Genomic DNA, 22311 nt, shown 5'->3' on the forward strand with positions numbered 1-22311 from the left:
CCCCTACCGGGGGCAACACCTACGGCCCGGCAAAGCCGGTTCCGTGGTGTTTCGCGAAGGGGCTTCGCTGCGCTTGCCGCTGAAGACTATTGAGTTCCGAGGCGCGTTGACCGGCGCAGCGGCGGGTTCGCAATCGATGCGCCCGGTGCGCGGTCGACCAACGGTTCGCTCGCGCAGGTCGTGTTGCTCGAGATGCACAGCGCGCCCAGCAGGCCGTCTTCGGTCAGGACGTTCCGGCTCGGGGGGCCGAAGATGCGGTCGATCCAGTTGTTGGCGCCGATGGGGTCGATGCGCAGTTCGCCGGTGGTGCGCGCCAGGCGCAGCTCCGAAATGCGCAGGTCGAACACGCCGTCGATGTAGTCGAACAGCAGGGTGTAGTAGTCGAGCTGGGCATCGAGCACCTGGGGCAGGGTCTCGCGGCCGAATTCCATGAGGCGGCGGCGGCCGCGGAAGGCCTGGCCCGAGGTGCTGACGGCTTCCATCAACTGGCGCTCGCGTTCGCGGCCGGCCACGGTGCGGGACCACGACGACGCGGTGAGCTCCATCAGGTTGAGCTTCACGCCCTCCATCTTGGCTTCCTGGTTCGCCACTTCGGCCAGGGCGCCCTTGAGCTTGAGCTGGCGGTCGAAGCCGTTGCCGAAGTTCCAGTTGAGTTCGAACGCCGCGCGCGTCGGGTCTTGCGGCGACACGCCGCGCGGGTCCTTGCTCTTCACGACGACGGCGTCGAGCGTGGGGTACAGGCTGGCTTCGGTCTGGTCGACCAGCGCACGCGCACGCGCCACACGGCCCTGGGCTTCGGCCAGTTCGGTGCTGCGCGCTTCGGCGCGGCGCAGCGCTTCTTCCTGCGAGCCGATGCGCCAGTGCGCCGGCGCGGCGAGCACGGGCAGCGATTCGGGCGCGGGCGAGAACTTGAAGTAGTTGCGGAACTTGGCCAGCGCCTCGTCGCGCTGGGCCTCGAAGTCGGACTCGCGCGCGGCGACGAGGGCACGGCGCGAGGCGGCCATGTTGAGGTCGTTGTCGCCGCTCACGCCGAGCGCCACGCGGCGCGCCTCGGCCTTCGACAGGTCGGCCACGACTTCGGTGGCGCGGTGTGCGATCTGCTTTTTCAGGTCGAAGCGCTGCACCTGCAGGTAGGCGGTGAGCGCGTCGAGCACCACTTTCTGCGACGTGGTGGTAACGGCCTCGTCGTCGGCCTGGTTGCCGAATTCGGCGGCGCGCTGCGCCGCGCTCATGGCGCCGCCATCGATCAGGCTCACGCGCGCTTCGGCGGTGAGCACGGTGTAGTTCTCGCTCTTCGCGTCCTTGGCGCCGCTGCTGTAGGTGCCCGACGACGTGCCGACCTTGAAGCGCGGGTAGCGCGCCATGCGGGCCGCGTCGACGCCGAAGCTGCTGGTGTTGGCCGCCGCCTGCGCGGTCAGCACTTCGGGGTATTCCTGCGACAGCGCGATGAGCGCCTGCTTCACGCGCTGCGCGTAGCTCGCGGCGCCGAGGGACGGTGGCGACAGGCGGCGCGACAGTGCCAGCGCCGCGGGCGGCCCCTCCTGCTCCGGCGACGGTTGGGCATACGCGGTGGGCGGCAGCGCCATGCTGACGCACAAGGTCGCGCAAAGCACACCCGGGGCGATGCGCGCGCGCCGGCCCGGCAACACGGGCTTGCTCATGGTTCGCGGAAGGCTTCGCGCCGCAGTTTGAGCACAGGCCGCAGGATGTACCAGATGAAGGGATCGGTCCCCACGCGCAGGTCGACTTCGGACTCCATGCCGGCGGTGACGCGGTTTTCCGGCCGCCCCACGTGCGACTGCGACATGCTGATGAGCAGCCGGTAGTACGGCGCGCCGCTGGCAATGGCGGCGTCGCGGTCGGCGTCGGCCGCCACGAGCTTGACCTTGCCGTCGACGGCGCCGTAGCGCAGGTAGTCGTAGGCGGTGATCTTCACGCGCGCCTCCTGCCCCACTTCGACAAAGCCGCGGTCGTTCGGGTTGAGGCGCGCCTCGACCATGATCTCGTCCTCGTCGGGCACCACCTCCAGGATGGATTCGCCGGGCTTCACGACCCAGCCGGCGCTGGAGCTGCGCAGGCCCTTCACGATGCCGTCGGCCGGCGCCTTCACCACCGTGCGCGAGCGCTGGGTGCGGGCGCGCGCGAGGTCTTCGCTCAGGCTCGCGAACTGGCGCTCGACGGTGGCGAGTTCATCCGATGCGCGGCGGCGAAAGCGGCCCTCGGCCTCGGCCATCTTGGCCTGCGCCTCGGTGATGGCGGCCTGCGCCGAGATCACGCCCTGGCGCGCCACGGCGAGTTCGCTGCGCACGGCTTCGGCCTGGCGGCGCTTCTCGAGCACCTCGACCTGGCCGACGAGTTTTTCGCTCAACAGCTGTTCGGAGATCTCCTGCTCTTTCTGCATCAGCGCGAGCCGGTCGTTCAGGCCCTTGGCCTTGGCTTGCTGTTCGAGCTGCTTGCTGCGCGCCTGCTCCAGGCCCGACACGGCGCCGGCCATGACGCCGCGCTGTTCGAGCGCGCGCGCCTGATAGGCACCGACCTCGCCTTCGAGCACGGCTTCGTCGATGTCGGCATCGAACGAATCACGCTTGAGCGGCTGGCCGCGGCTCTCGGCAATGAGCCGCACGCGTGTGGCCTGCGTGGCGGCATAGCGTGCGGTGAGCTCCTCGAAGTTCAGGCCGCTGCCGCCCAGGTCGATCTCGACCAGCGACTGGCCCTGCTTGACCTTGTCGCCTTCTTTCACGAGCACGTTGCTGACGATGCCGCCTTCCAGATGCTGGATCGACTTCACGCGGTCGGAGGGGATCACGCGGCCCGGTGCGACGACCACGGTTTCCATCGGAAAGCCGAGCCCCACAACCGCCAGCACCGCGACCGCGCCGCCGATGATCCACTGGCGCCGCCGGCCTTGCGGCGTGGTCTGCGCCGCCTGTTTCTCGCTCTCGCCCTGAAGCACCTGCGGCAAGTCTGGTTTCAAAATCCCGTTCCCCTGTCTCTGTCTGTCAGTCGGTCGATCCGTGGCAACCACGAATCACGCATCGCGTGGCCTGCTTGCTCACGCCATCGAGCGCGAGGCGGCCGGGACGCCTGCATTGTTGTTGCTGCTGCCGCTGCCGTCGTCGGTGCTGTCGCCCAGCGCCACCAGCGGCTTCTTCACGCCGAAGAGCTTGGGCACCATGACGGCGGCGGAGCCGATTTCCACGTTGCCCTGGCCGGTGACGTGATAGACGGCGGTGGCCGCCGACACGATGCGCAGCGAGTGCGTGACCACGACCACGGTGCGCACCTTGGCCACCGCGAGCATGGTCGCGAGCAGGTTGCGCTCGCTTTGAAAGTCGAGGTCGTTGCTGGGCTCGTCGAGCACCAGTACCGAGGGCTTGCGCAGGAAGCTCATGGCCAGCGCGAGCTTGCGCCGCTCGCCCACCGAGAAGCCGGTGCCGCCCTCGCCCACCACGGTGCGATAACCGTCGGGCAGGCGCGAGATGAAGTCGTGCGCGCCCGAGAGCTTGCAGGCCGCGACGATCTGCTCGTCGCTCTGGCCCGGCGCGCCGCGGCGCATGGTGTCGACCAGCGGGCCACCAAACCAGTACACCTCTTGCGAGAGATAACTGATCCAGCGCGACAGCTCTTCGCGGCCGAACTGCGACAGGTCGTACTCGCCGATGCTCACCACGCCGTGCGTGGGCGTGTACAGGCCCGACAGCAGCTTCACCAGCGTCGACTTGCCCGCGCCGTTGCGCCCGACGATCACGTGCAGGCCGCCGGGGCCGATGTCGAGGTCGACGTTTTCGAGCACGGGCTGCGGTGCGTCTTCGGTGAAGCTGAAGCTCACGTCTTTCAGCGTGACGCGGCCCAGCGGCTGCGGCAGCGCCATGCCGGTGGGCGCCTTCTCGACCGGCTCGCCGAGCACGGTTTCCAGGCGCTTGGCGGCTTCCTTGGCGGTGGCCAGCGCGCGCCAGTTCGACACCAGCCCGGCCACCGGCTGCAGCGCCTTCAGCGCGAGCATGTTGGAGGCGACGAGGCCGCCCACCGTCATCCACTGCTGCATGACGGCGATGGCGCCGACGGTGACGACGATCACCGAGAACACGGTGAGCAACACGGTGGTGCCGTCGCGCGCGGTTTCGATCTGGCCGTTCTTGCCGAAGCTCTCGCTGAGCCAGGCGTTGTAGGTCTGCTGCCAGACCTCGATGGTCGGGCCGTCGTTCGACTGCGCCTTGAGCGTCTCGCGCGCATGGCAGATTTCGGAGGTGATGCGATCGAGCCCGCGCCCGCGCAGCACTTCTTCGACGCGGCCGGCGCGCACTTCGTCGGCCCACCACCAGGCCAGGAACGCCATGATGGCCAGGAAGGCCGCCACCACGGGCAGCACCGGCAGCGCGACGATGCCGATCACGATCAGCGCGAAGATCGCCATCGGCAGGTCGAAGATCGATTGCGCGAGCCCGCCGGTGACGGTGCCGCGCACCGCGCCCACGTCGCGAAAGAACAGCTGCCAGGACGAAGCCGGCCGCGCCTCGAGCGCGCGCAGCGGGCGCCCGAGCATGGAGTGCAGCAGCGCGCCCGACACGCCGTGGTCGACGGTGGCGCCCGCGTTGCGCAGCAGGCGCGAGCGCCGCGTGCGCAACCAGAACTCGATGCACAGGAAGAACAGGATGCCGCTCACCAGCGCGGCGAGCGTGGAGACGCCGCTGCGCGAGAGCACGCGGTCATACACCTGCAGCAGGAAGATCGAAGGCAGCAGCCCGAACAGGCTGATCGGCAGCGACAGCCAGGCCGCGCTCTTGACGAGCGGGTAGGCCGCGCGAAACGCATCGTTCAGCGCACCGGCATACGGACTGGCGCCGGGGACTTCCGGCCTGTCGGCAACCAGCTGGCTGGGCAAGAGGAACTTGATCATGGAAAAAGACCGATCCGTCGGGCAACGACGCCTGCATCATTATCAACTGTTACCCGACTGTTACAAGGCAAAAATTCGCCTCTGACGCCTCTCAGCATCGGTGGGTGCGAACCTGCGCCGGACCGGTCGTTTCCGTACCGCGCGTTCCTTGCGGCGCGGCGTTTTCCCTGAGCGTGCAATTCATCGTTTTGTGGGTATGGCTGTGGGTCGCGGTGCGGCCGGATGAGCCCGGCAGGCCTTCGGCAAAAACGAGGGCGATGTTGGCGCACAGCAGCATCAGCAGCACCCAGGCGCACAGCAGCTGCAGCCAGCCCAGCCACCAGCGCCGCGGGGGTACCTCGCGTTCGGATTCATAGGGGATGTGGACCAGTGCGTTCCATCTCATGGCAGTGCTTTCAGGACCCGGGCCAGCCGGGAAAGACCGACACCCGCGGAGCTTTTCGCCAGCACCCAGTCGCCTGGTTGCAGCAGCCCGCCGAGTGCGGTGGAGAGGTCGGACACATCGACAAACCAATGGGAGCGGACCTTGGTGCGGATGCGCGTGTGAAGCGCCCGCATCAAAGGTCCGCACAGGAGCACGCGGTCAGGTTGCGACGCCAGCAACTCGGCCTCCAGATCGAGGTGATGGCGTTGCGCCGCGGGCCCCAGCTCCTGCATGTCGCCCAGGATGGCCACCCGGCGCGCAGGCTCGCAGGGGGCTTGTGACAGCAACTCAAGCGCCGCCCGCATCGAACTCGGGTTGGCGTCGTAGGTTTCATCGATCAGCTTGAAGCTTCCGCCGCCGATGTGAATGGTGTGCAGCGCACCGCGTCCGCCCGGCGGCTCGAAGTGCGCAAAGGGTTCGACCGCCGCGGCCAGCGGCAGGCGCAGCGCCTGCAGCGCGGCCAGCGCGGCCACGGCGCTGGCGCCCATGTGGCGGCCCGGCGCATTCAGGCGCAGCTGGAAGGGCTCGCCGGCCACCTCGGCCTGCACCTCGCCGTGGTCGAAGGCGAGCAGGCGCACGTCGGCGTCCTTGTGCTCGCCGTAGGTCACGATCTGCAGCTGGTGCGCCATCGCGGCTTCGGCGAAGGTGGCGAACTCGGGCATGTCGCGGTTGAGCACCACGCGGTCGCCCGCGGCCATGGCCTGGAACATGCGGCAATCGAGCCGCGCGGCGGCCTCCGACGGGCCGCGGTGCTTCTGCGATGCGGCCGACAGCCCCGTCACCACGATGAGCGAGGGCCGCATCAGCTGCGCCGAGGCCGGCATGTGCGAGGTCCCCATCTCGAGCACCCAGTAGGCGGCATGGCGCGGCATGCAGGTGAGGTTCCACGCGATGCCCGACGGCAGGCTGATGTTGCCTTCGGGCTGCGCCACCTCGCCCCACACGGTGAGCGCGCCGGCCAGCATGGCGGCCACGGTGCTGCTGCCCGCGCCGCTGCCGAGCACGCCGCACACGCGGCCGGTGAACTCGGTGCGTGCGTGGTCGCCCAGCTCGAGCACGGCCTGCAGCACGTTGGCCACCTGCAGCACGGGCACGCGCTTGTCCAGGTGCGGCTTGGGGTCGGTGCACAGCACGGCCGCGGCCGGCTGCAGCACGCCCTTGAGCGTGACAGCGGCCAGCGGCGTCTTCGAGGGCCGGGCCTGGTGTTCGAACACGACGCGGCCCTTGCGCATGAAGGTGCGCTGGGTCACGCCGGTGGCGCGCCAGCCGTCCTCGGGCTTGACCACCCATTCGCCACCGGTCACGCGCGCCATCTCGCTGGCCGTCCAGACCGCGCCATCGTCGCGCACGCCGCCACCGCCGCCCCCGGGGCCGGCGCCGCCGGGCTGGCTGCGCCGGTCGAGCAGGTAGCGGTGGTAGGCCGCGAAGCCCGTCACGTACTGCTCGACGTCGTCGATGCGCACGCGGAACGAGTGATGCCGCACGAAGAAGGCACCGACGACCGTGGACGGCCGGCGGAAGTACATCGCCATCTCGGGCCAGAAGAAGCCGTTGAGCAGGTAGTGCGCGCGGTAGTCGAGCGCGCGGTAGAACTTCTCGGTGTCCAGCTCGTCGAGCAGGTGCCGCATGGCGGGCATGCTCTCCAGCCGCTGCAGCATCTGCTGCGCCGCCAGCATGAGGCTGAGCAGCGTGGGAAAGGTGGTCTTGCGGTCGAGCACGAAGTCCAGGTAGCCCGCCACGTTCTGCAGCCCGAAGCGGAAGTAGCGCTCCTGCGGGCTCCACTGCGTGAGCTCGTTCACGCAGCCGCTGAGCCAGTGGTCGTGCGACTGCCAGTGCTGGCTCGCAATGAAGTGGTCGAAGGCCTTCTCGACCGCGGCCAGCCAGCGCGGATCGCGCGTGAGGCCGTACAGGCGCATGAGGCCGAAGGCCGCTTCGCCGTCGTAGAAGATGACGCGCGAGGCCTGCTTGAGCGACAGGTCGGCCGCGTGCAGCACGTGGTCGAAGCGCCCGCTGGCCGGGTCCTGCAGCGCCACGATGCCCAGCGCGAGCTTCTCCAGCAGCGGCAGCCAGTGGCGCGTTTCCATCAGCTCGCAGTAGCGCACGAACATGCGCACGCAGGCCGCATTGCCGCCCAGGCGGATCTCACCGCCGGTGTCGACCAGGTAGGCCACCTCTCGGCCGTCGGGCAGCGTGTAGTCGCGGATCAGCGCGTCGGTGAGGTGGTCGATGGCGCGGTCGATGGCCGCGCGCAGCGTGTCGTCGCGCGTGAGCTCCCAGGCCTCGAGCATGGCGTGCACGGTGCCCGCGTGGCGCATCGCGTCGTAGGTCGGGATGCGGCGGTCGAAGCACGGGAAGTAGCCGTACACGAACAGGCCGTCGCTTTGCATCTGGCGCGCCAGGTACGACGAGCCGCTGCGCACCAGCTCGAGCACGGCCTGCGGGTTGAGCGCCGGCAGCTGGCGGCGGCCCGCGTCGAGCCCCGTGCCCACGAGCTTGTGCACCACGCCGTCGGGCTGGCAGAACACGCCGACCGTGGCCAGCAGGTACACGGTGCGCTCCGACGACTCTTCCAGCGGCAGCGTGCGCTCGAAGCGCGCCTGCGCATAGACGTCGAAGTTGCGCACGTTCACCACCGAATGCGCGATGGTCGAATCGCCGCACAGCATGGCGTTGGCGTTGAGTTCCTGCTCGGTGAAGGCGAAGCCGAAGTCCTGGTCGAAGGCCAGGCCGAGCCGGAAGTAGTTGCGCTTGACCGCGGTGAGCTGGGTCTTGAACTGCGTCCAGTCCATGGGACTGGCGCCCTCGACCCAGTCGATGCGCAGCCAGGGCGAGACGATGCCGCGCTCGCGCACCCATCGCTCGACGAGGTCGGCGCCTTCGCGCCAGGCGGTCTCGAAGTCGTCGGCCCGCGCATGCACGACGTGCGCACGCTGGGAGCCGTCGCTCACCGAGAAGAAGAGCGTGAAGGCCGGGTACGGGGCAGGCAACGCCGCGCACACGGACACCAGGCGCTCGTGGCAGGCGTGGAGCTGGTCTGAGAAGGACATCATTCGGCCCCGGTCGAATGCGGGCGAAGGCCGGTCGCGTCCGTCATCTGCTCTCGCTTGAATGACGTGATCGCGGACCGGAAACCGCCCGTGAAATCATCGCGTGCTCCCGATTCAGCGGTAGCTGAACTCGGCGCGACGATTGAGCTGATGGCCCTCCTCGGTGGTGGCAAGCGATGCGGGCTTTTCAATGCCCCAGCTGACGGCTTCGATGCGTTCGCCCGGCACGCCCATCTGCGTGAGCATGCGCTGCACGGCCTCGGCGCGGCGCTGGCCGAGCGCGAGGTTGTACTCGCGGCCGCCGCGCAGGTCGGTGTGGCCTTCGATCACGACCCGGCTCGCCGGCCGGTTGCGCATGTAGCCCGCGTGCGCCTCGACGATGCTGCGGTCGCCCGTCCTGACGTCGTACCGGTCGAAGTCGAAGTAGACGATCTTGGCCGGTGTATTCGGCGGCGGCGGCGGAGGTGCCGGCTCCACCTTGGGCACTTCGCGCACGCTCTTGTTGGAGTAGTAGTAGGTCGCGTCGTCGCGACCGCCCTTGGGCGGCACACCGCAGGCAGCGAGGCTTGCGCCCATTGCCACGAGGGCCAGTATCCGGAAATTCTTGTTCATGACGGTCCTTTCGCGGGACGGGCCGCTGACGGCCCGTCCCTGTCTGCTTGCTATCGAGGTTTCCCTTCCTCCTTCTTCGTGTCCTTGGATCAGCCCAGCAGGCCGTGCAGGATGTTCGTCACGGGTGCCAGGGCACCGCCGGCCGGGCTCTGGTCGAGCAGGCTGGTGATCGGGGTGAGCACGTTGTCGAGCACCGGGGCCACCGTGTGTTCGACGGTGTCCAGCACACCGGTCACGACCGCGGCCACCGGGGCTGCCGGGGTGCCGGCGAGGATGTCGGTCACCGGTTCGACTGCGTTGGTCACGGTTTCGACCACCGTCGAGACCACCGAGCCGGCCGAGCCGTCGAGGATGCTCGTCACCGGTTCCAGGATGCCGGCCACCGGTTCGGCGCCACCCGTCAGGCCACCGAGCAGGCCGCCCACGAGGCCATCGGCACCGAGCAGGCTGCCGACCAGGCCGTCGTCACCGAGGACGCCGCCGAGCAGACCGCCTTCGCCGCCGCCGAGCACGCCGCCCAGGAGGCCGCCGTCACCGCCGAGGACACCACCGAGCAGGCCGTCATCGCCCAGCACGCCGTCGAGCAGGCCGCCGGCGTCACCACCGGTCACGCCGCCGAGGACACCGCCCAGCAGGCCGTCGTCACCGAGGACGCCGTCGAGCAGGCCACCGGCGTCGCCACCGGTCACACCGCCGAGGACACCGCCCAGCAGGCCGTCGTCGCCGAGGATGCCGTCGAGCAGGCCGCCGGCGTCGCCGCCGGTCACGCCGCCGAGGACACCACCGAGCAGGCCGTCGTCGCCGAGGATGCCGTCGAGCAGGCCGCCAGCGTCGCCGCCGGTCACGCCACCGAGGACACCGCCCAGCAGGCCGTCGTCGCCGAGGATGCCGCCGAGCAAGCCGCCGTCACCGCCGAGGACGCCACCCAGGAGGCCGTCATCACCCAGCACACCGCCGAGCAGACCACCGTCGCCGCCGAGGACACCACCCAGAAGGCCGTCGTCGCCGAGGATGCCGCCGAGCAGGCCGCCGTCGCCACCGAGGACGCCACCCAGAAGGCCGTCGTCACCCAGCACGCCGCCGAGCAGACCGCCGTCGCCACCGAGGACGCCGCCCAGGAGGCCGTCGTCACCCAGCACACCGCCGAGCAGACCACCGTCACCGCCGAGGACGCCACCGAGCAGACCGCCTTCGCCGCCGAGCAAGCCGCCCAGCAGGCCGTCGTCGCCCAGCACGCCACCGAGCAGACCACCTTCGCCGCCGAGGACACCACCCAGGAGGCCGCCCTCGCCGAGCACGCCACCGAGCAGACCGCCTTCGCCGCCGAGCAAGCCGCCCAGCAGGCCGTCATCACCCAGCACGCCGCCGAGCAGGCCACCGTCGCCGCCGAGGACACCGCCCAGCAGGCCGCCGTCGCCACCCAGCACGCCACCCAGCAGGCCATCGCCACCGATCAGGTTGGCCACGCCGTCGGTCACGAAGTCGACCTGCGTGTCCACCGCGTTCAGCAGGCCGTTCGTCGCGCCGGCGCCGAGCAGTTGGTCGACCACCGGGCTGACCAGGCCGCCCACGCCGTCCGTCACGTCGTCGACGAGGCTGTCGGCCGGGTCGAGCACGTTCGGGTCGTTCGGCGTGAAGCTGGAACCGAGCACCGGGGCCAGCAGGCCGTCGACCGTGTCGGTCAGGCTGTCGGTCAGTTGCGAGACCGGGGCCAGCACGTCGCCCAGGCCGAGGTCGCCGAGCACGCCGTTGTTCAGGCCGTTCACCAGGCCGGCCACCACGCTGTCGGCCGGGTCGAGCAGGGCCGCGCCGGTGCCGGGGGTGCCGCCACCGCCGATGCCGCCGAGCACGCCGCCCAGCAGACCGCCGACGAGGCCTTCTTCACCGAGCAGGCCGCCCACGGGGCCGTCTTCGCCCAGCAGGCCACCGACCACGCCGTCCGGTCCGAGCAGGCCGCCGACGCCGTCGCCGCCGAGCAGGCCACCCAGCGGGCCGTTATCGCCCAGCAGGCCACCGAGCAGGCCGTCGTCGCCGAGCAGGCCACCGATGGGGCCGGTGCCGCCGAGCAGACCGCCGACCAGGCCGTTGTCGCCGAGCACGCCGCCCAGCACGCCGTCGCCGCCGAGCAGACCGCCGATGGGGCCGGCATCGCCGAGCAGGCCACCGACCAGGCCGTCGTCACCCAGCAGGCCGCCCAACGGGCCGTCGCTGCCGAGCACACCGCCCAGCAAGCCGTCGTCGCTCAGCAGGCCGCCGACCAGGCCGTCGTTGCCGAGCAGGCCGCCGATGGGGCCGCCTTCGCCGATGACACCGCCGAGCAGGCCGCCCAGCAGGCCGTCGTCGCCGCCAAGCAGGCCGCCCAGCGGGCTGTCGGCGAGCAGGCCGGAGATCGCGCCGTCCTGGCCAAGCAGGTTGTCGATGAGGCCGCCCTGGCCGAGCAGTTCGCCGGTGAGGCCTTCCGAACCGGCCAGGCCGGCCAGTGCGCCGTCTCCACCGAGCAGGCCGCCCACGAGGCCGTCGTCACCCAGCAGGCCGCCCAGGGCGCTGTCGTCGCCGAGCAGGCCACCCAGCAGGCCCTCTGCACCGAGCAGGCCGCCGGTGAGGTTGCCAAGGGCGCCGTCGCCGAGCAGGCCGCCGACCAGGCCGTCTTCGCCGAGCACGGTGTCGAGCAGGCCGCCGACGGCGGTGTCTTCACCCAGCAGGCCGCCGACCAGGCCGTCCGGTGCCAGCAGGCCACCGACCAGGCCGTCTTCGGCCAGCACGCCAGCCACGAGGCTGCCTTCGCCGAGCACGTTCTCGAGCAGGCCGCCGAGCGCGCCGTCGTCGCCCAGCAGCTGGTCGGTGACGCCGCCCAGGCCGAGGGCGTCGGTGAGGCCGCTGACGATGCCGTTGTCGCCGACGAGGTTCTCGAGCCCGTTGTTGAGCGCGTCGGTCACGTAGTCGACCTGGCCGAGCAGGCCGTCCAGGATGGCACCGGCGGCGCCGGCACCGAGCAGCGGATCGAGCACCGGGCTGAGCGCTTCGCCGAGCGGGTCGGTGATGCTGCCGACGGTGTCGTCGATCGGGTCGAGCTGGTTCGGGTTGTTGGCCTGGAACTCTTCGCCGAGCAGCGGAGCGAGCACGTCGTCGACGACGTCGGTCAGGTCATCCACCACCCCCGCCACCGGGGTCAGCGAGCCACCAAGGCCGAGCGCGTCATCCAGGCCGTCGACCACGCCACCCACGATACCGTCGGCTGGGTCGAGGAGGTGGTCGGCGTCTGCGTCGGAGTCGGAATCGCTGTCCGAGTCGGAGTCAGAGTCGGAGTCGGAGTCGCTGTCCGAGTCAGAGTCTGAATCCGAGTCACTGTCCGAGTCGGAATCAGAGTCGCTATCCGAGTCGGAGTCGCTGTCCGAATCCGAGTCAGAGTCCGAATCAGAGTCGCTGTCCGAATCCGAGTCGCTATCGCTGTCGGAGTCGCTGTCCGAGTCGGAGTCAGAGTCAGAGTCCGAATCCGAATCGCTGTCCGAGTCCGAATCGGAATCCGAGTCGCTATCCGAATCCGAATCCGAATCCGAATCCGAATCCGAGTCAGAGTCGCTGTCCGAATCCGAGTCGCTGTCAGAGTCCGAGTCGGAATCCGAGTCCGAGTCCGAATCAGCGTCCGCATCGGACTCACCGCCCGGGCCGCCCACGAACAGCGGGAAGCCGGTGGTGCCACCGTCGCCGCCACCGCCGCTCAGTGCAGCACCCAGCGCCGCGGCGCCCAGGGCGCCCAGCGCGAATTCACCGAGGCCGATGCCGCTGCCGGCCGCGGTCTTCTTGGTCACTGCCAGGGCGGCCGCATCGGCGTCGCTGTCCGGCGGGGTCACCTGCAGGTCGCCCGAGGCGACGTCCACATTCACTTGTTCGAGGCCGCCGGGCAGCTTGGTCGAGCCGATGGTCGCATCGGTGCCGCCGGTGAAGACGCCGGCCAGCGGCGCCTTGTTGGAGGCCGATCCGGGGAACAGCACGTTGGCCTGGCCGCCGTCCGGCACGATCACGCGGTCGCCGGCCATCAGGGTCTGATTGCCGTCCACCGGAATGCGGACACCCTCGCGCATCACTGCAACGCCGGGCGTAGCATTGGACAATGTGCCCACGCTGGGCGACGCCACGGCCGCAGGCGCGGCGGAGGCGCCGGCGCTGATGCCCGGCGTGCCGAGCGGCGTGACGGTGGCTTGGGCGAGAACCACGGGCGCGCCAGTGGCGGCGAGCCCTTCGGTCGAAACGGTCGATGCTTGTGGAGCGGTCATGGCAGCCTCTGTGACAAAAGATGCATCTACAGGGGCAACTTGCGTGCCGCTTTTCCGCCGCCGTGCCAACGCCGCGCCATCGGCGCTTCAAGTGATTGATTTGTATGGATATTTTTCTGAAAACCGCGCAACGCACCGACTTCCGAAACAGCCCGTAAGGAGGTCAATTCGCGATTCGTTACGTAACGATGTAACGCCTCGTACCCGGAACGCCGGGCGTGTCACGCGCACTTTCCACAGCCTTGGCGCCCACGCCGCGCCACCCGCTTTTTCTCTTTTCCTTCTTCTCTCTTCTATATATGTTCAATCCCTCCCAGGAAGACGTGCGCCGCTTCTTCTGCGACGTGTACGCCAAGCACCGGCAGGGCCTGCCGATGGAGCCGCTGGAGACCATCGCGGCCGGCTGGATCGACGAGCACCCCGAGTACCACGAGGACCTGATCGACGCCGACGCGGCCGTGGCGCGGGTCTACGACGGATCGAACGGCCGCGAGAACCCGTTCCTGCATCTGTCGATGCACCTGTCGATCAGCGAGCAGTGCTCCATCGACCAGCCGCGCGGCATCCGCCAGGCCGTCGAGCTGCTGGCCGCGCGCCGCGGCTCGCTGCTGCATGCGCACCACGAGGCGATGGATTGCCTGGGCCAGATGATGTGGGAAAGCCAGCGCGCGGGGCGTCCGCCGGACGGCGATGGCTATGTGGCCTGCGTGCAGCGCCGGGCCACGAAGGACTGACGAACCCTCAGCCGGTCGCGCGCGGGGTGGTTCCTTTTCGCGCCGGCAACGCGCCCTGCGCCTTCGCCGCTTCGCGCAGCAGCCCCGCCATCGCGGCACGCAGCGGCGACGGCTCGGCCTCGCTGCGCTGCAGGAGGCCGACCGGCTCCTCGGTGCCGGTGGTGTCGATCGGTAGCCGCACCAGGCGGCCGTCAGCCAGCTCGCTGCGCGCGGCGCCCAGCGGCGTGATCCACACCGCGTCCGACACCCCCACCAGCGCGCGCGCCACCGCCACGTCGAGCGTCTGCAGGGCATTGCGCGGCAGCGCCAGGCCGCGCGCCGACAAAAAGCTCTCGGTGTTGTGGCGCGGGATCGTGCCCTCGCCGTACACGACCAGCGGATAGTCGAGCACCGCCTGCACCGGCGCCGGCTTGAGCGCGAGTGGATGGCCAGCGCGCACGGCGAACACCAGCGGCTCGGTGTGCAGCAGCTCGAAGCTCAGGCCGCCCATGAGGCGCGGGTCGCTCATGCGACCGACCACGATGTCGAGCTCGCCGGCGCGCAGCTCGTCGAGCAGCACGGCGTTGGCCGCGCTCTTCACCAGGATCTGCACCGCCGGCCAGCCCTCGCGCAGCCGCGCCAGCGCCACCGGCAGCAGCGCGGGCGCCACGCTGGGCAAGGCGCCGATGCGCAGGCGCTCGATGCGCCCGCCCGCGGCTGGCGCCACGGCCTGGGCGCTGGCGTCGAGCGCTTCGAGCACGCGCAGGGCGTGGGCCAGCAGCTGTTCGCCCGCCGGCGTGAGGCCCTGCACGCCGCGGCGCCCGGCCTGGCTGCGCTCGACCAGCCGGGTGCCGACCACGGCCTCGAGCTCCGACAGCGTCTTGGACACCGCCGGCTGGCTCAGTGCCAGCCGCTCGGCCGCGCGCGCCAGGTGGCGCTCCTGCGCGACCGCGACGAAGGCGCGCAGGTGCCGCAGCTGCACGTTGCGCACGAAATCCTGGCGAAGCTCGGTGGGAGACTTTTTCAATGCCTTCTGGTTATTGAAACTGGAACAATCTTCAATTTACATCATTGATCGCGACTTCTACAGTGCGGGCTTCGGATTCGTCCCACGACAGGAGACAACGTACATGACCAAGACCAGCGGCGTTCAGCCCACCCTCACCCCGCGCGACTGGGACGCCCATCCCAGCTACATCTACCCCGGCTACAAGTCGACCGGCAAGCGCGGCCCGCAGAAGCCGCTCATTCCGCTGAAGGCCTCGCTCGGCGAGCTGCAGCAGCCGGTGTACGGCCACGACAGCATCGGCGAGTTCGACCACGACCTCACGCGCAACGCGCGCGTCAACGGCGAGCCGCTGGGCGAACGCATGATCCTCACCGGCCAGGTGCTCGACGAGCGCCGCCGCCCGGTGGCCAACACGCTGGTCGAACTGTGGCAGGCCAACGCCTCGGGCCGCTACGTGCACAAGGTCGACCAGCACGACGCCCCGCTGGACCCCAACTTCCTGGGCGCGGGCCGCTGCCTGACCGACAGCGAAGGCCGTTACCGCTTCCTCACCATCAAGCCCGGCGCGTATCCCTGGGGCAACCACCCGAACGCCTGGCGCCCGCAGCACATCCACCTGTCGCTGTTCGGCCAGAGCTTCGCCAGCCGCCTCGTGACGCAGATGTACTTCCCCGGCGACCCGCTGCTGCAGTACGACCCGATGGTCACCGGCACGCCCGAGCGCTACCGCAACCGCCTCATTGCCGACTTCAGCCTCGACATCACCGAGGAAGGCTACGCCCTGGGCTACCAGTTCGACATGGTGCTGCGCGGCGCCGATGAAACGCCGTTCGAGAACCGCTGAAAGGAATTCCCCATGCCATTGATGACCGCACAGGAAGCCGACTTCGGCCAAACGCCCTCGCAGACCGTGGGCCCCTACTTCGCGTACGGCCTCACCGCCACGCAATACGGCTACAACTTCAACCAGCCCTTCGACGCCGTGCTGGCGCTGGACACCGCCAGCGGCCAGCGCATCCGCCTCGAAGGCCGCGTGATCGACGGCGACGGCAACCCGATCAACGACGCGCTGGTCGAGATCAGCCAGCCCGACGGCGAAGGCCGCTACCCGCAGACGCCCGACGAGGCGCGCGCCCTGGGCTTTCGCGCCTTCGGCCGCGTCGGCACGGGCACCGACGCGCAGAACCGCTTCGTGTTCCACACTGTCAAGCCCGGCGCCGAAACGCCCGGCGAAGCCCCGCACATCAACGTGATCGTGCTCATGCGCGGCCTGCTGCTGCATGCCTTCACGCGCGTGTACTTCAGCGACGAGGCCGAAGCCAATGCGAAGGACGCCGTGCTGCAGAGCGTGCCGGCCGAGCGCCGCCACACGCTGATCGCCGAGCGCGTGGAACAAGGCGGCGCGGTGACGTACCGCTTCGACATCCGCATGCAAGGCTCGGACGAGACGGCCTTCTTCGACGTCTGACCCCCGGGAAAATCCGGACGAAAAAAAGCCCGCATCAGCGGGCTTTTTCTTTGGAGCACCAGTCTTGCGGACTGGCCTGGCTTACTGAGGCGCGTGATGCAGGCGCGATTCAGGCACGACCTTCAGTTCGCCGGGCAGCGTGCTGATGTAGGTGGCCAGCGTCTTCAGCTCGGCGTTGGTGAACTTCTTGGGTTCGACCTGTGCGGCCATCACGGCGTTCGAGCGGCCCAGGTGGGGGTTGTTCTTCACGCGGTACGACTTCAGCGCCACGAACAGGTAGTCGGCGTGCTGGCCGGCCAGCTTGGGCACGGTGCCGTCGTTCGGCGTGTTGAAGTTGGCACCGTGGCACTTGGTGCAGCTGTTGTCCTTGTCGCGCGCGATGAGCGCCTGGACGTTCTCGGACGCGGCCTTGGCCGGTGCGGCCGGGGGCGCGTCGCCTTCCTTCACGCCCAGCTGGCTGTAGTAGGCCGAGAGGTCGGCGATGTCCTGTTCGGTGAGGCTGTCGGCGATGGCACGCATCGTCGGGTGCTTGCGGTCACCGCCCTTGTATGCGGTGAGCGCGGCCGAGATGTAGGTGGCGCTCTGGCCCGCGATCATCGGGACCTTGTGGATCTCGGGGAAGCTCGCCTGGTAGCCGATGATGCCGTGGCAACCCACGCACATCTGGACCTTCTTGGCTCCGTCCTGGGCCTTGCCAGTGACTTGTTGGGCTTGGGCCGAGACCGTCACGCAAGCGACAGCAAGGGCAAACATCGTGGTCAACAACTTGTTCATTTTGCGCGCACAATCTCGTGGAGATACAGTTTTTCGAATCAACATTCGATTATATGCAAGGGTCCCACGGGAACCTCGCGCGGGCTGCACAAGAGACTGCGCAATGCAGATCGAGTGTGTTCTTTTCTCCACCCTGCCTCCGCTCCACTCATGAAATTCAAGGGCTCAGACAACTACGTCGCCACTCAGGACCTGATGCTGGCGGTCAATGCGGCCATCACACTCCAGCGCCCCCTGCTCGTCAAGGGCGAGCCCGGCACCGGCAAGACCATGCTGGCCGAGGAAGTGGCGCAAGCGCTCGACATGCCGCTGCTGCAGTGGCACATCAAGTCGACCACCAAGGCGCAACAGGGCCTGTATGAATACGACGCCGTGAGCCGCCTGCGCGACTCGCAACTGGCCGACGTGGACGGCGGCCAGCGTGTGAAGGACATCCAGAACTACATCGTCAAGGGCGTGCTGTGGCAGGCCTTCACGGCCGACAAGCCGGTCGCGCTGCTGATCGACGAGATCGACAAGGCCGACATCGAATTCCCGAACGACCTGCTGCGCGAAATCGACCGCATGGAGTTCTACTGCTACGAGACGCGCGAACTCATCCGCGCCAAGCACCGTCCGCTGGTGTTCATCACCTCGAACAACGAGAAGGAACTGCCCGACGCCTTCCTGCGCCGCTGCTTCTTCCACTACATCAAGTTCCCCGATGCCGAGACGATGAAGCACATCGTCGCCGTGCACTTCCCGAACCTGAAGCAGGAGCTGCTCACGTCGGCGATGAAGACCTTCTACGACGTGCGCAACCTGCCCGGCCTGAAGAAGAAGCCCTCGACCTCCGAGCTGCTCGACTGGCTCAAGCTGCTGGTGGCCGAAGACATTCCGCTCGAAGCCCTGCAGAGCAAGGACGACAAGGTCGCCGTGCCGCCGCTGGTGGGCGCGCTGCTCAAGAACGAGCAGGACGTGACCCTGTTCGAGAAGCTCGTCTTCATGCAACGCAACAACCGCTAGGCCATGAGCCGGCAACCGCATTCCACCAAACAGCTGATGAAGCTGGGCATCGCCCAGGCGGTGCTGTTCGTGGTGGGCGCGCTGATCGGGCGCGGGATCGGGCTCTTGCTCGGGCTCGACGCCTTCGGCACCGACAGCAAGTACGGCACGCGCGAGATCGTCGGCATTGCGCTGATCGGCCTGGGCGGCGGCGCCGGTGCGCAGGCCGCGCGCGCGTGGTACGTGCACAAGTACGGCGACCCGCGCGCCTGAGCCCCAGATCCATCGAGACCTGCACGGAGACACGGAGAGTTTGCACATGGCGTTCGTCGAACCCGTCACGCTGAAGGCCCGCGGCATCGCGCTGGTGCCGCTGGCACTCACCCACGAAGACGGCCTGCGCGCCGCGGCCGCCGACGGCGAGCTGTGGAAGCTGCGCGTCACCTCCGTGCCCGAGCCGCAGGACACTCGCGCCTACATCGAGACCGCCCTGAAGACGGCCGACCGCTTCGCCTTCGCCGTGACCGACGAAGCCAGCGGCACCGTGCTGGGCAGCACGAGCTTTCACGACATCCTGCCGGGCGTGAAGCGCGTCGAGATCGGCTACACCTGGTACGCCGAGCGCTGCCAGCGCACCCACGTCAACACCACCTGCAAGCTCTTGATGCTCACGCACGCGTTCGACGCGCTGGGCTGCAACGTGGTGGGCTGGCGCACCGACAACTTCAACTTCGCCTCGCAGCGCGCCATCGAGCGCCTGGGCGCGAAGAAAGACGGCGTGATCCGCGGCCACGTGATGCGCCGCGACGGCACCATCCGCGACACCGTCATGTACAGCCTGCGCGCGGGCGAATGGCCCGAGGTGAAGGCCCAGCTGCTGTACCTGCTCGACAAGCCGCGCGGCTGAACGAAACACAAGGAGCGCTCCATGCTCATCGACTTCTTCTACACCCTGCGTTCGGCCAAGCTGCCGGTGTCGGTCAAGGAATACCTCACGCTGCTCGAGGCGCTCAAGTCCGACGTGGTGGGCCCGAACTCCGATGGCGCCTACGGCATCGACGACTTCTACTACCTCTCGCGCACCGCGCTCGTGAAGGACGAGAAGCACTACGACAAGTTCGACCGTGCCTTCGCCGCCTACTTCAAGGGCGTGGAGATGCTCACCGACTTCACCAAGGAAGTGCCGCTCGACTGGCTCAAGAAGACGCTGGAGCGCGAGTTCACGGCCGAAGAAAAGGCCAAGATCGAGAAGATGGGCTGGGACGAGCTCATGGAAACGCTCAAGAAGCGCTTCGAAGAGCAGAAGGAACGCCACGAAGGCGGCAGCAAGTGGATCGGCACCGGCGGCACTTCGCCCTTCGGCAACGGCGGCTACAACCCGCAGGGCATCCGCATCGGCGGCGCCGGCAAGAACCGCAGTGCCGTGAAGGTGTGGGACCAGCGCGCCTACAAGGACTACGACGACACGCAGGAACTGGGCACGCGCAACATCAAGGTCGCGCTGCGCCGGCTGCGCAAGTTCGCGCGCGAAGGCCACGAGGAAGAGCTGGACCTGGACAACACCATCCACTCGACCGCCGCCAACGCCGGCTACCTCGACATCAAGATGCGGCCCGAGCGCCACAACAACGTCAAGGTGCTGCTGCTGATGGACGTGGGCGGCACGATGGACGAGCACATCCAGCGCGTCGAAGAACTGTTCTCGGCCGTGAAGACCGAGTTCAAGCACCTGGAGTTCTACTACTTCCACAACTGCGTCTACGACTTCATGTGGAAGAACAACAAGCGCCGCTTCTCCGAGAAGTTCGCGACCTGGGACATCCTGCGCAAGTACAACAAAGACTACAAGCTGATCTTCGTAGGCGACGCCACGATGAGTCCTTACGAAATCTTGCAACCTGGCGGCAGCGTCGAATACAACAACGAAGAGGCCGGCGCCGAGTGGATCCAGCGCCTCACGCACACCTTCCCCAAGTTCGCCTGGATCAACCCCGAGCCCCAGGGCGTGTGGCAGTACCGCCAGAGCATCGCGGTGATGCAGCAGCTCATGTCCTACCGCATGTACCCGCTCACGCTGCGCGGCCTCGAAGAGGCGATGCGCATGCTGTCCAAGTAACCCGCGGCCCCGCACAAGTGGGGGGCAGCCGCCACACGGGTGCTGTCAGAATGCCCCCATGGTCAGGGTGGCATCCGTTCTTTCGCCGGCGTTGTGGCCGGCTTTGCTTTTTTCCGGCGTCCTGCTTTTGCAAGGCTGCAGCCTGCTGCCTAAAAAAGAGGCGGCGGACACCGGTGCGTCCACCGCGGGCGTGGTGCGCAGCGGCGACAGCAACGGAGACACCGCCAAGGACGACGACAAGGCCAAGGCCGACGGCCGGCGCAACGCCTTCACCGTCGACGTGCGCGGCCCCGAGACCGAGCGCGACTACCTGGCGCGCCACCTCGAAATCCAGCGCTACCGCGAGCTCGACGACCTGGGCGTGACCGAGGTCTCGCGCCTCATGGTCGCGGCCGAGGCCAATGCGCGCGAGCTGCTGGGCACACTGGGCTACTTCACGCCCACGCTCACGCTCGAACTCAACGAAACGCCCGACAGCACCGAGGCCCCTCGCGAGGTCGTCATCACCGTGGCGCCCGGCGAGCGCACCAAAGTGTCGACCGTGCAGATCCGCTACGCCGGCCAGATCGCCAACGACCCCACTGCCGAAGCGCAGCGCGACGCCATCCGCACCGGCTGGGCGCTGCGCGCCGGAGAACCCTTCACGCAAGGCGCGTGGGACGACGCCAAGACCACCGCGTTGCGCAGCCTCACGGCCAAGCGCTTTCCCACCGGCAGCGTGGAAATCAGCCGCGCCGAGATCGACGCCGACCGCCACGAGGCCCGGCTCGGCGTGACCTACCAGTCGGGCCCGGCCTACAAGTTCGGCCCGCTGGTGCTGCGCGGCGTGGAGCGCTACGACGCCGACGCCGCGCGCCGCATCGCGCGCCTGCCCACCGGCACCGACTACGACCAGCAGAAGCTGCTCGACGCCCAGCAGCGCCTGGCCAGCAGCGGCTACTACGACTCGGTGTTCCTCACGCTCGACACCGACAGCAACACACCACTGGCCGCGCCCGTGATCGCGCAGCTGCGCGAGGCGCCGCTGCAGAAGGTGGTGATGGGCGTGGGCTTCACCACCGACAACGGCCCGCGCCTGTCGATCGATCACACCCACAACCGCATGCCGCTGCTCGGCTGGCGCGCGGTGTCGCGGCTCTCGCTGGACAACGACATCCAGTCGCTGGGCACCGAGTGGAACGCCGTGCCCGACGACCGGGGCTGGCGCTGGTTCGCCGGCGGCGAACTCAAGAGCGAGCAGTCGGGCAGCTACGTGGTCGACAGCGGCCGGCTGCGCGGCGGGCGCAACAAGTCCAGCGACCACATCGACCGCAGCTACTTCCTGCAGTACGACTACGCCCACAACCGCGGCACCGACGCGCCGCCCTCGGCCTCGGCCGTCACCGCCAACTGGGGCTGGACCGGGCGCTACTTCGACGACAACTCGGCGCCCTCGCGCGGCTACGGGCTGGCGCTCGAAATGGCCGCGGGCTACACGCTCACCGGCCAGCAGGTGCCCTTCACCCGCACCTACGCGCGCTTTCTCGGCGTGCTGCCGCTGGGCGCGGCCGACGACAGGAACGCCCGCGCGCGCCGCAGCCGGCTGCAGATGCGCCTGGAGGCCGGTGCCGTCGCGGCCAAGGACAGCGCGCAGATCCCCTCCACGTTGATGTTCCTCACCGGCGGCGACACCACCGTGCGCGGCTACAGCTACAAGCAGATCGGCACCGTGCGCGCCGACGGCAAGACCGTGGCGGGCCGCTACCTCGGCGTGGCCAGCCTCGAATGGCAGCGCCCCTTCGTCTACAAGGACAAGCTCACCGAATGGGAGAGCGTGGTGTTCGTGGATGCCGGCGCCGTGGCCGACAAGCCCGGCGAGCTCAAGCCCAAGGTCGGCGTGGGCGTCGGCGCGCGCTGGCGCAGCCCGGTCGGCCCGGTGCAGGCCGACCTGGCCTACGGCGTCGACTCGAAGAAATTCCGCCTGCACTTCCGTCTCGGCTTCACCTTCTGACCC

General features: G+C 68.8%; 17 protein-coding genes. 8 read left to right on the forward strand and 9 right to left on the reverse strand.

Features of this window, described 5'->3' with window-relative positions; all coding sequences use genetic code 11:
- Nucleotides 1-86: 86 nt before the first annotated feature.
- From AC07YS_RS01560 to AC07YS_RS01590, 7 genes are all read right to left on the reverse strand, one after another.
- Nucleotides 87-1661, reverse strand: coding sequence for a TolC family protein (locus AC07YS_RS01560; RefSeq protein WP_447747066.1), 1575 nt, complete (start codon nucleotides 1659-1661; stop codon nucleotides 87-89).
- Nucleotides 1658-2953 carry an HlyD family type I secretion periplasmic adaptor subunit gene (locus tag AC07YS_RS01565; protein ID WP_495267107.1) on the reverse strand — a complete coding sequence of 432 codons (1296 nt, stop codon included), beginning with the start codon at nucleotides 2951-2953 and terminating at the stop codon, nucleotides 1658-1660. The genes AC07YS_RS01560 and AC07YS_RS01565 overlap by 4 nt, the downstream gene beginning before the upstream one ends.
- 99 nt (nucleotides 2954-3052) lie before the next feature.
- On the reverse strand, nucleotides 3053-4897 hold the full coding sequence (locus AC07YS_RS01570) for a peptidase domain-containing ABC transporter (RefSeq protein ID WP_495267086.1): 1845 nt from the start codon (nucleotides 4895-4897) through the stop codon (nucleotides 3053-3055).
- 91 nt (nucleotides 4898-4988) lie between these two features.
- Nucleotides 4989-5282, reverse strand: a complete 294-nt coding sequence (locus AC07YS_RS01575) for a hypothetical protein (protein WP_095948071.1) — start codon at nucleotides 5280-5282, stop codon at nucleotides 4989-4991.
- On the reverse strand, nucleotides 5279-8371 hold the full coding sequence (locus tag AC07YS_RS01580; protein ID WP_159272919.1) for a glutamate ligase domain-containing protein: 3093 nt from the start codon (nucleotides 8369-8371) through the stop codon (nucleotides 5279-5281). Before AC07YS_RS01580 ends, AC07YS_RS01575 begins: the two co-directional genes overlap by 4 nt.
- A 111-nt stretch (nucleotides 8372-8482) precedes the next feature.
- On the reverse strand, nucleotides 8483-8980 hold the full coding sequence (locus AC07YS_RS01585; RefSeq protein ID WP_062479666.1) for an OmpA family protein: 498 nt from the start codon (nucleotides 8978-8980) through the stop codon (nucleotides 8483-8485).
- 89 nt (nucleotides 8981-9069) lie between these two features.
- Complete coding sequence (locus AC07YS_RS01590) at nucleotides 9070-13254, reverse strand: hypothetical protein (protein ID WP_495267085.1); 4185 nt, start codon at nucleotides 13252-13254, stop codon at nucleotides 9070-9072.
- Nucleotides 13255-13553: 299 nt separating this feature from the next.
- Here AC07YS_RS01590 and AC07YS_RS01595 point away from each other — a divergent pair, with 299 nt between their 5' ends.
- Nucleotides 13554-13988: a DUF1841 family protein gene (locus tag AC07YS_RS01595; RefSeq protein ID WP_062482964.1), complete on the forward strand. Its 435-nt coding sequence runs from the start codon at nucleotides 13554-13556 to the stop codon at nucleotides 13986-13988.
- 7 nt (nucleotides 13989-13995) lie between these two features.
- Here AC07YS_RS01595 and AC07YS_RS01600 read toward each other — a convergent pair whose 3' ends face one another.
- Nucleotides 13996-14994 carry a LysR substrate-binding domain-containing protein gene (locus AC07YS_RS01600; protein WP_495267084.1) on the reverse strand — a complete coding sequence of 333 codons (999 nt, stop codon included), beginning with the start codon at nucleotides 14992-14994 and terminating at the stop codon, nucleotides 13996-13998.
- Nucleotides 14995-15097: 103 nt separating this feature from the next.
- On the opposite strand from AC07YS_RS01600, the gene pcaH reads away from it, so the two are divergent.
- On the forward strand, nucleotides 15098-15820 hold the full coding sequence (gene pcaH / locus AC07YS_RS01605) for a protocatechuate 3,4-dioxygenase subunit beta (RefSeq protein ID WP_062482599.1): 723 nt from the start codon (nucleotides 15098-15100) through the stop codon (nucleotides 15818-15820).
- Between the two features lie 12 nt (nucleotides 15821-15832).
- Nucleotides 15833-16444: a protocatechuate 3,4-dioxygenase subunit alpha gene (gene pcaG / locus AC07YS_RS01610; RefSeq protein ID WP_495267083.1), complete on the forward strand. Its 612-nt coding sequence runs from the start codon at nucleotides 15833-15835 to the stop codon at nucleotides 16442-16444.
- An 81-nt stretch (nucleotides 16445-16525) separates the two neighbouring features.
- On the opposite strand, the gene AC07YS_RS01615 is transcribed toward pcaG, so the two are convergent.
- Entirely contained in the window at nucleotides 16526-17218 is a 693-nt protein-coding gene (locus tag AC07YS_RS01615; protein WP_495267082.1) for a c-type cytochrome, read from the reverse strand.
- A 150-nt stretch (nucleotides 17219-17368) separates the two neighbouring features.
- Here AC07YS_RS01615 and AC07YS_RS01620 point away from each other — a divergent pair, with 150 nt between their 5' ends.
- From AC07YS_RS01620 to AC07YS_RS01640, 5 genes are read left to right on the forward strand one after another with little or no spacing between them, the layout of a single operon-like run.
- Nucleotides 17369-18223 (forward strand): AAA family ATPase, encoded by an 855-nt coding sequence (locus tag AC07YS_RS01620; protein WP_070062691.1) that lies wholly within the window; start codon nucleotides 17369-17371, stop codon nucleotides 18221-18223.
- Nucleotides 18224-18226: 3 nt separating this feature from the next.
- Nucleotides 18227-18475, forward strand: coding sequence for a hypothetical protein (locus tag AC07YS_RS01625; protein WP_095948065.1), 249 nt, complete (start codon nucleotides 18227-18229; stop codon nucleotides 18473-18475).
- Nucleotides 18476-18521: 46 nt separating this feature from the next.
- Nucleotides 18522-19109 carry a GNAT family N-acetyltransferase gene (locus tag AC07YS_RS01630; RefSeq protein WP_495267081.1) on the forward strand — a complete coding sequence of 196 codons (588 nt, stop codon included), beginning with the start codon at nucleotides 18522-18524 and terminating at the stop codon, nucleotides 19107-19109.
- Nucleotides 19110-19130: 21 nt separating this feature from the next.
- A complete protein-coding gene (locus tag AC07YS_RS01635; RefSeq protein WP_495267080.1) occupies nucleotides 19131-20318 on the forward strand; it encodes a vWA domain-containing protein in 1188 nt (395 codons plus the stop codon).
- A 58-nt stretch (nucleotides 20319-20376) separates the two neighbouring features.
- Nucleotides 20377-22308, forward strand: coding sequence for an autotransporter assembly complex protein TamA (locus tag AC07YS_RS01640; RefSeq protein WP_495267079.1), 1932 nt, complete (start codon nucleotides 20377-20379; stop codon nucleotides 22306-22308).
- Nucleotides 22309-22311: the final 3 nt, after the last annotated feature.

It is taken from the genome of Variovorax sp. GW458-11-26-14-LB1, from assembly GCF_059423965.1.

Coding starts and splice junctions, on each gene's coding strand:
- AC07YS_RS01560 (WP_447747066.1), bottom strand. CDS start 1,661: ATGAGCAAGCCCGTGTTGCCGGGCCGGCGCGCGCGCATCGCCCCGGGT.
- AC07YS_RS01570 (WP_495267086.1), bottom strand. CDS start 4,897: ATGATCAAGTTCCTCTTGCCCAGCCAGCTGGTTGCCGACAGGCCGGAA.
- AC07YS_RS01575 (WP_095948071.1), bottom strand. CDS start 5,282: ATGAGATGGAACGCACTGGTCCACATCCCCTATGAATCCGAACGCGAG.
- AC07YS_RS01580 (WP_159272919.1), bottom strand. CDS start 8,371: ATGATGTCCTTCTCAGACCAGCTCCACGCCTGCCACGAGCGCCTGGTG.
- AC07YS_RS01585 (WP_062479666.1), bottom strand. CDS start 8,980: ATGAACAAGAATTTCCGGATACTGGCCCTCGTGGCAATGGGCGCAAGC.
- AC07YS_RS01590 (WP_495267085.1), bottom strand. CDS start 13,254: ATGACCGCTCCACAAGCATCGACCGTTTCGACCGAAGGGCTCGCCGCC.
- AC07YS_RS01595 (WP_062482964.1), top strand. CDS start 13,554: ATGTTCAATCCCTCCCAGGAAGACGTGCGCCGCTTCTTCTGCGACGTG.
- pcaH (WP_062482599.1), top strand. CDS start 15,098: ATGACCAAGACCAGCGGCGTTCAGCCCACCCTCACCCCGCGCGACTGG.
- pcaG (WP_495267083.1), top strand. CDS start 15,833: ATGCCATTGATGACCGCACAGGAAGCCGACTTCGGCCAAACGCCCTCG.
- AC07YS_RS01615 (WP_495267082.1), bottom strand. CDS start 17,218: ATGAACAAGTTGTTGACCACGATGTTTGCCCTTGCTGTCGCTTGCGTG.
- AC07YS_RS01620 (WP_070062691.1), top strand. CDS start 17,369: ATGAAATTCAAGGGCTCAGACAACTACGTCGCCACTCAGGACCTGATG.
- AC07YS_RS01625 (WP_095948065.1), top strand. CDS start 18,227: ATGAGCCGGCAACCGCATTCCACCAAACAGCTGATGAAGCTGGGCATC.
- AC07YS_RS01630 (WP_495267081.1), top strand. CDS start 18,522: ATGGCGTTCGTCGAACCCGTCACGCTGAAGGCCCGCGGCATCGCGCTG.
- AC07YS_RS01635 (WP_495267080.1), top strand. CDS start 19,131: ATGCTCATCGACTTCTTCTACACCCTGCGTTCGGCCAAGCTGCCGGTG.
- AC07YS_RS01640 (WP_495267079.1), top strand. CDS start 20,377: ATGGTCAGGGTGGCATCCGTTCTTTCGCCGGCGTTGTGGCCGGCTTTG.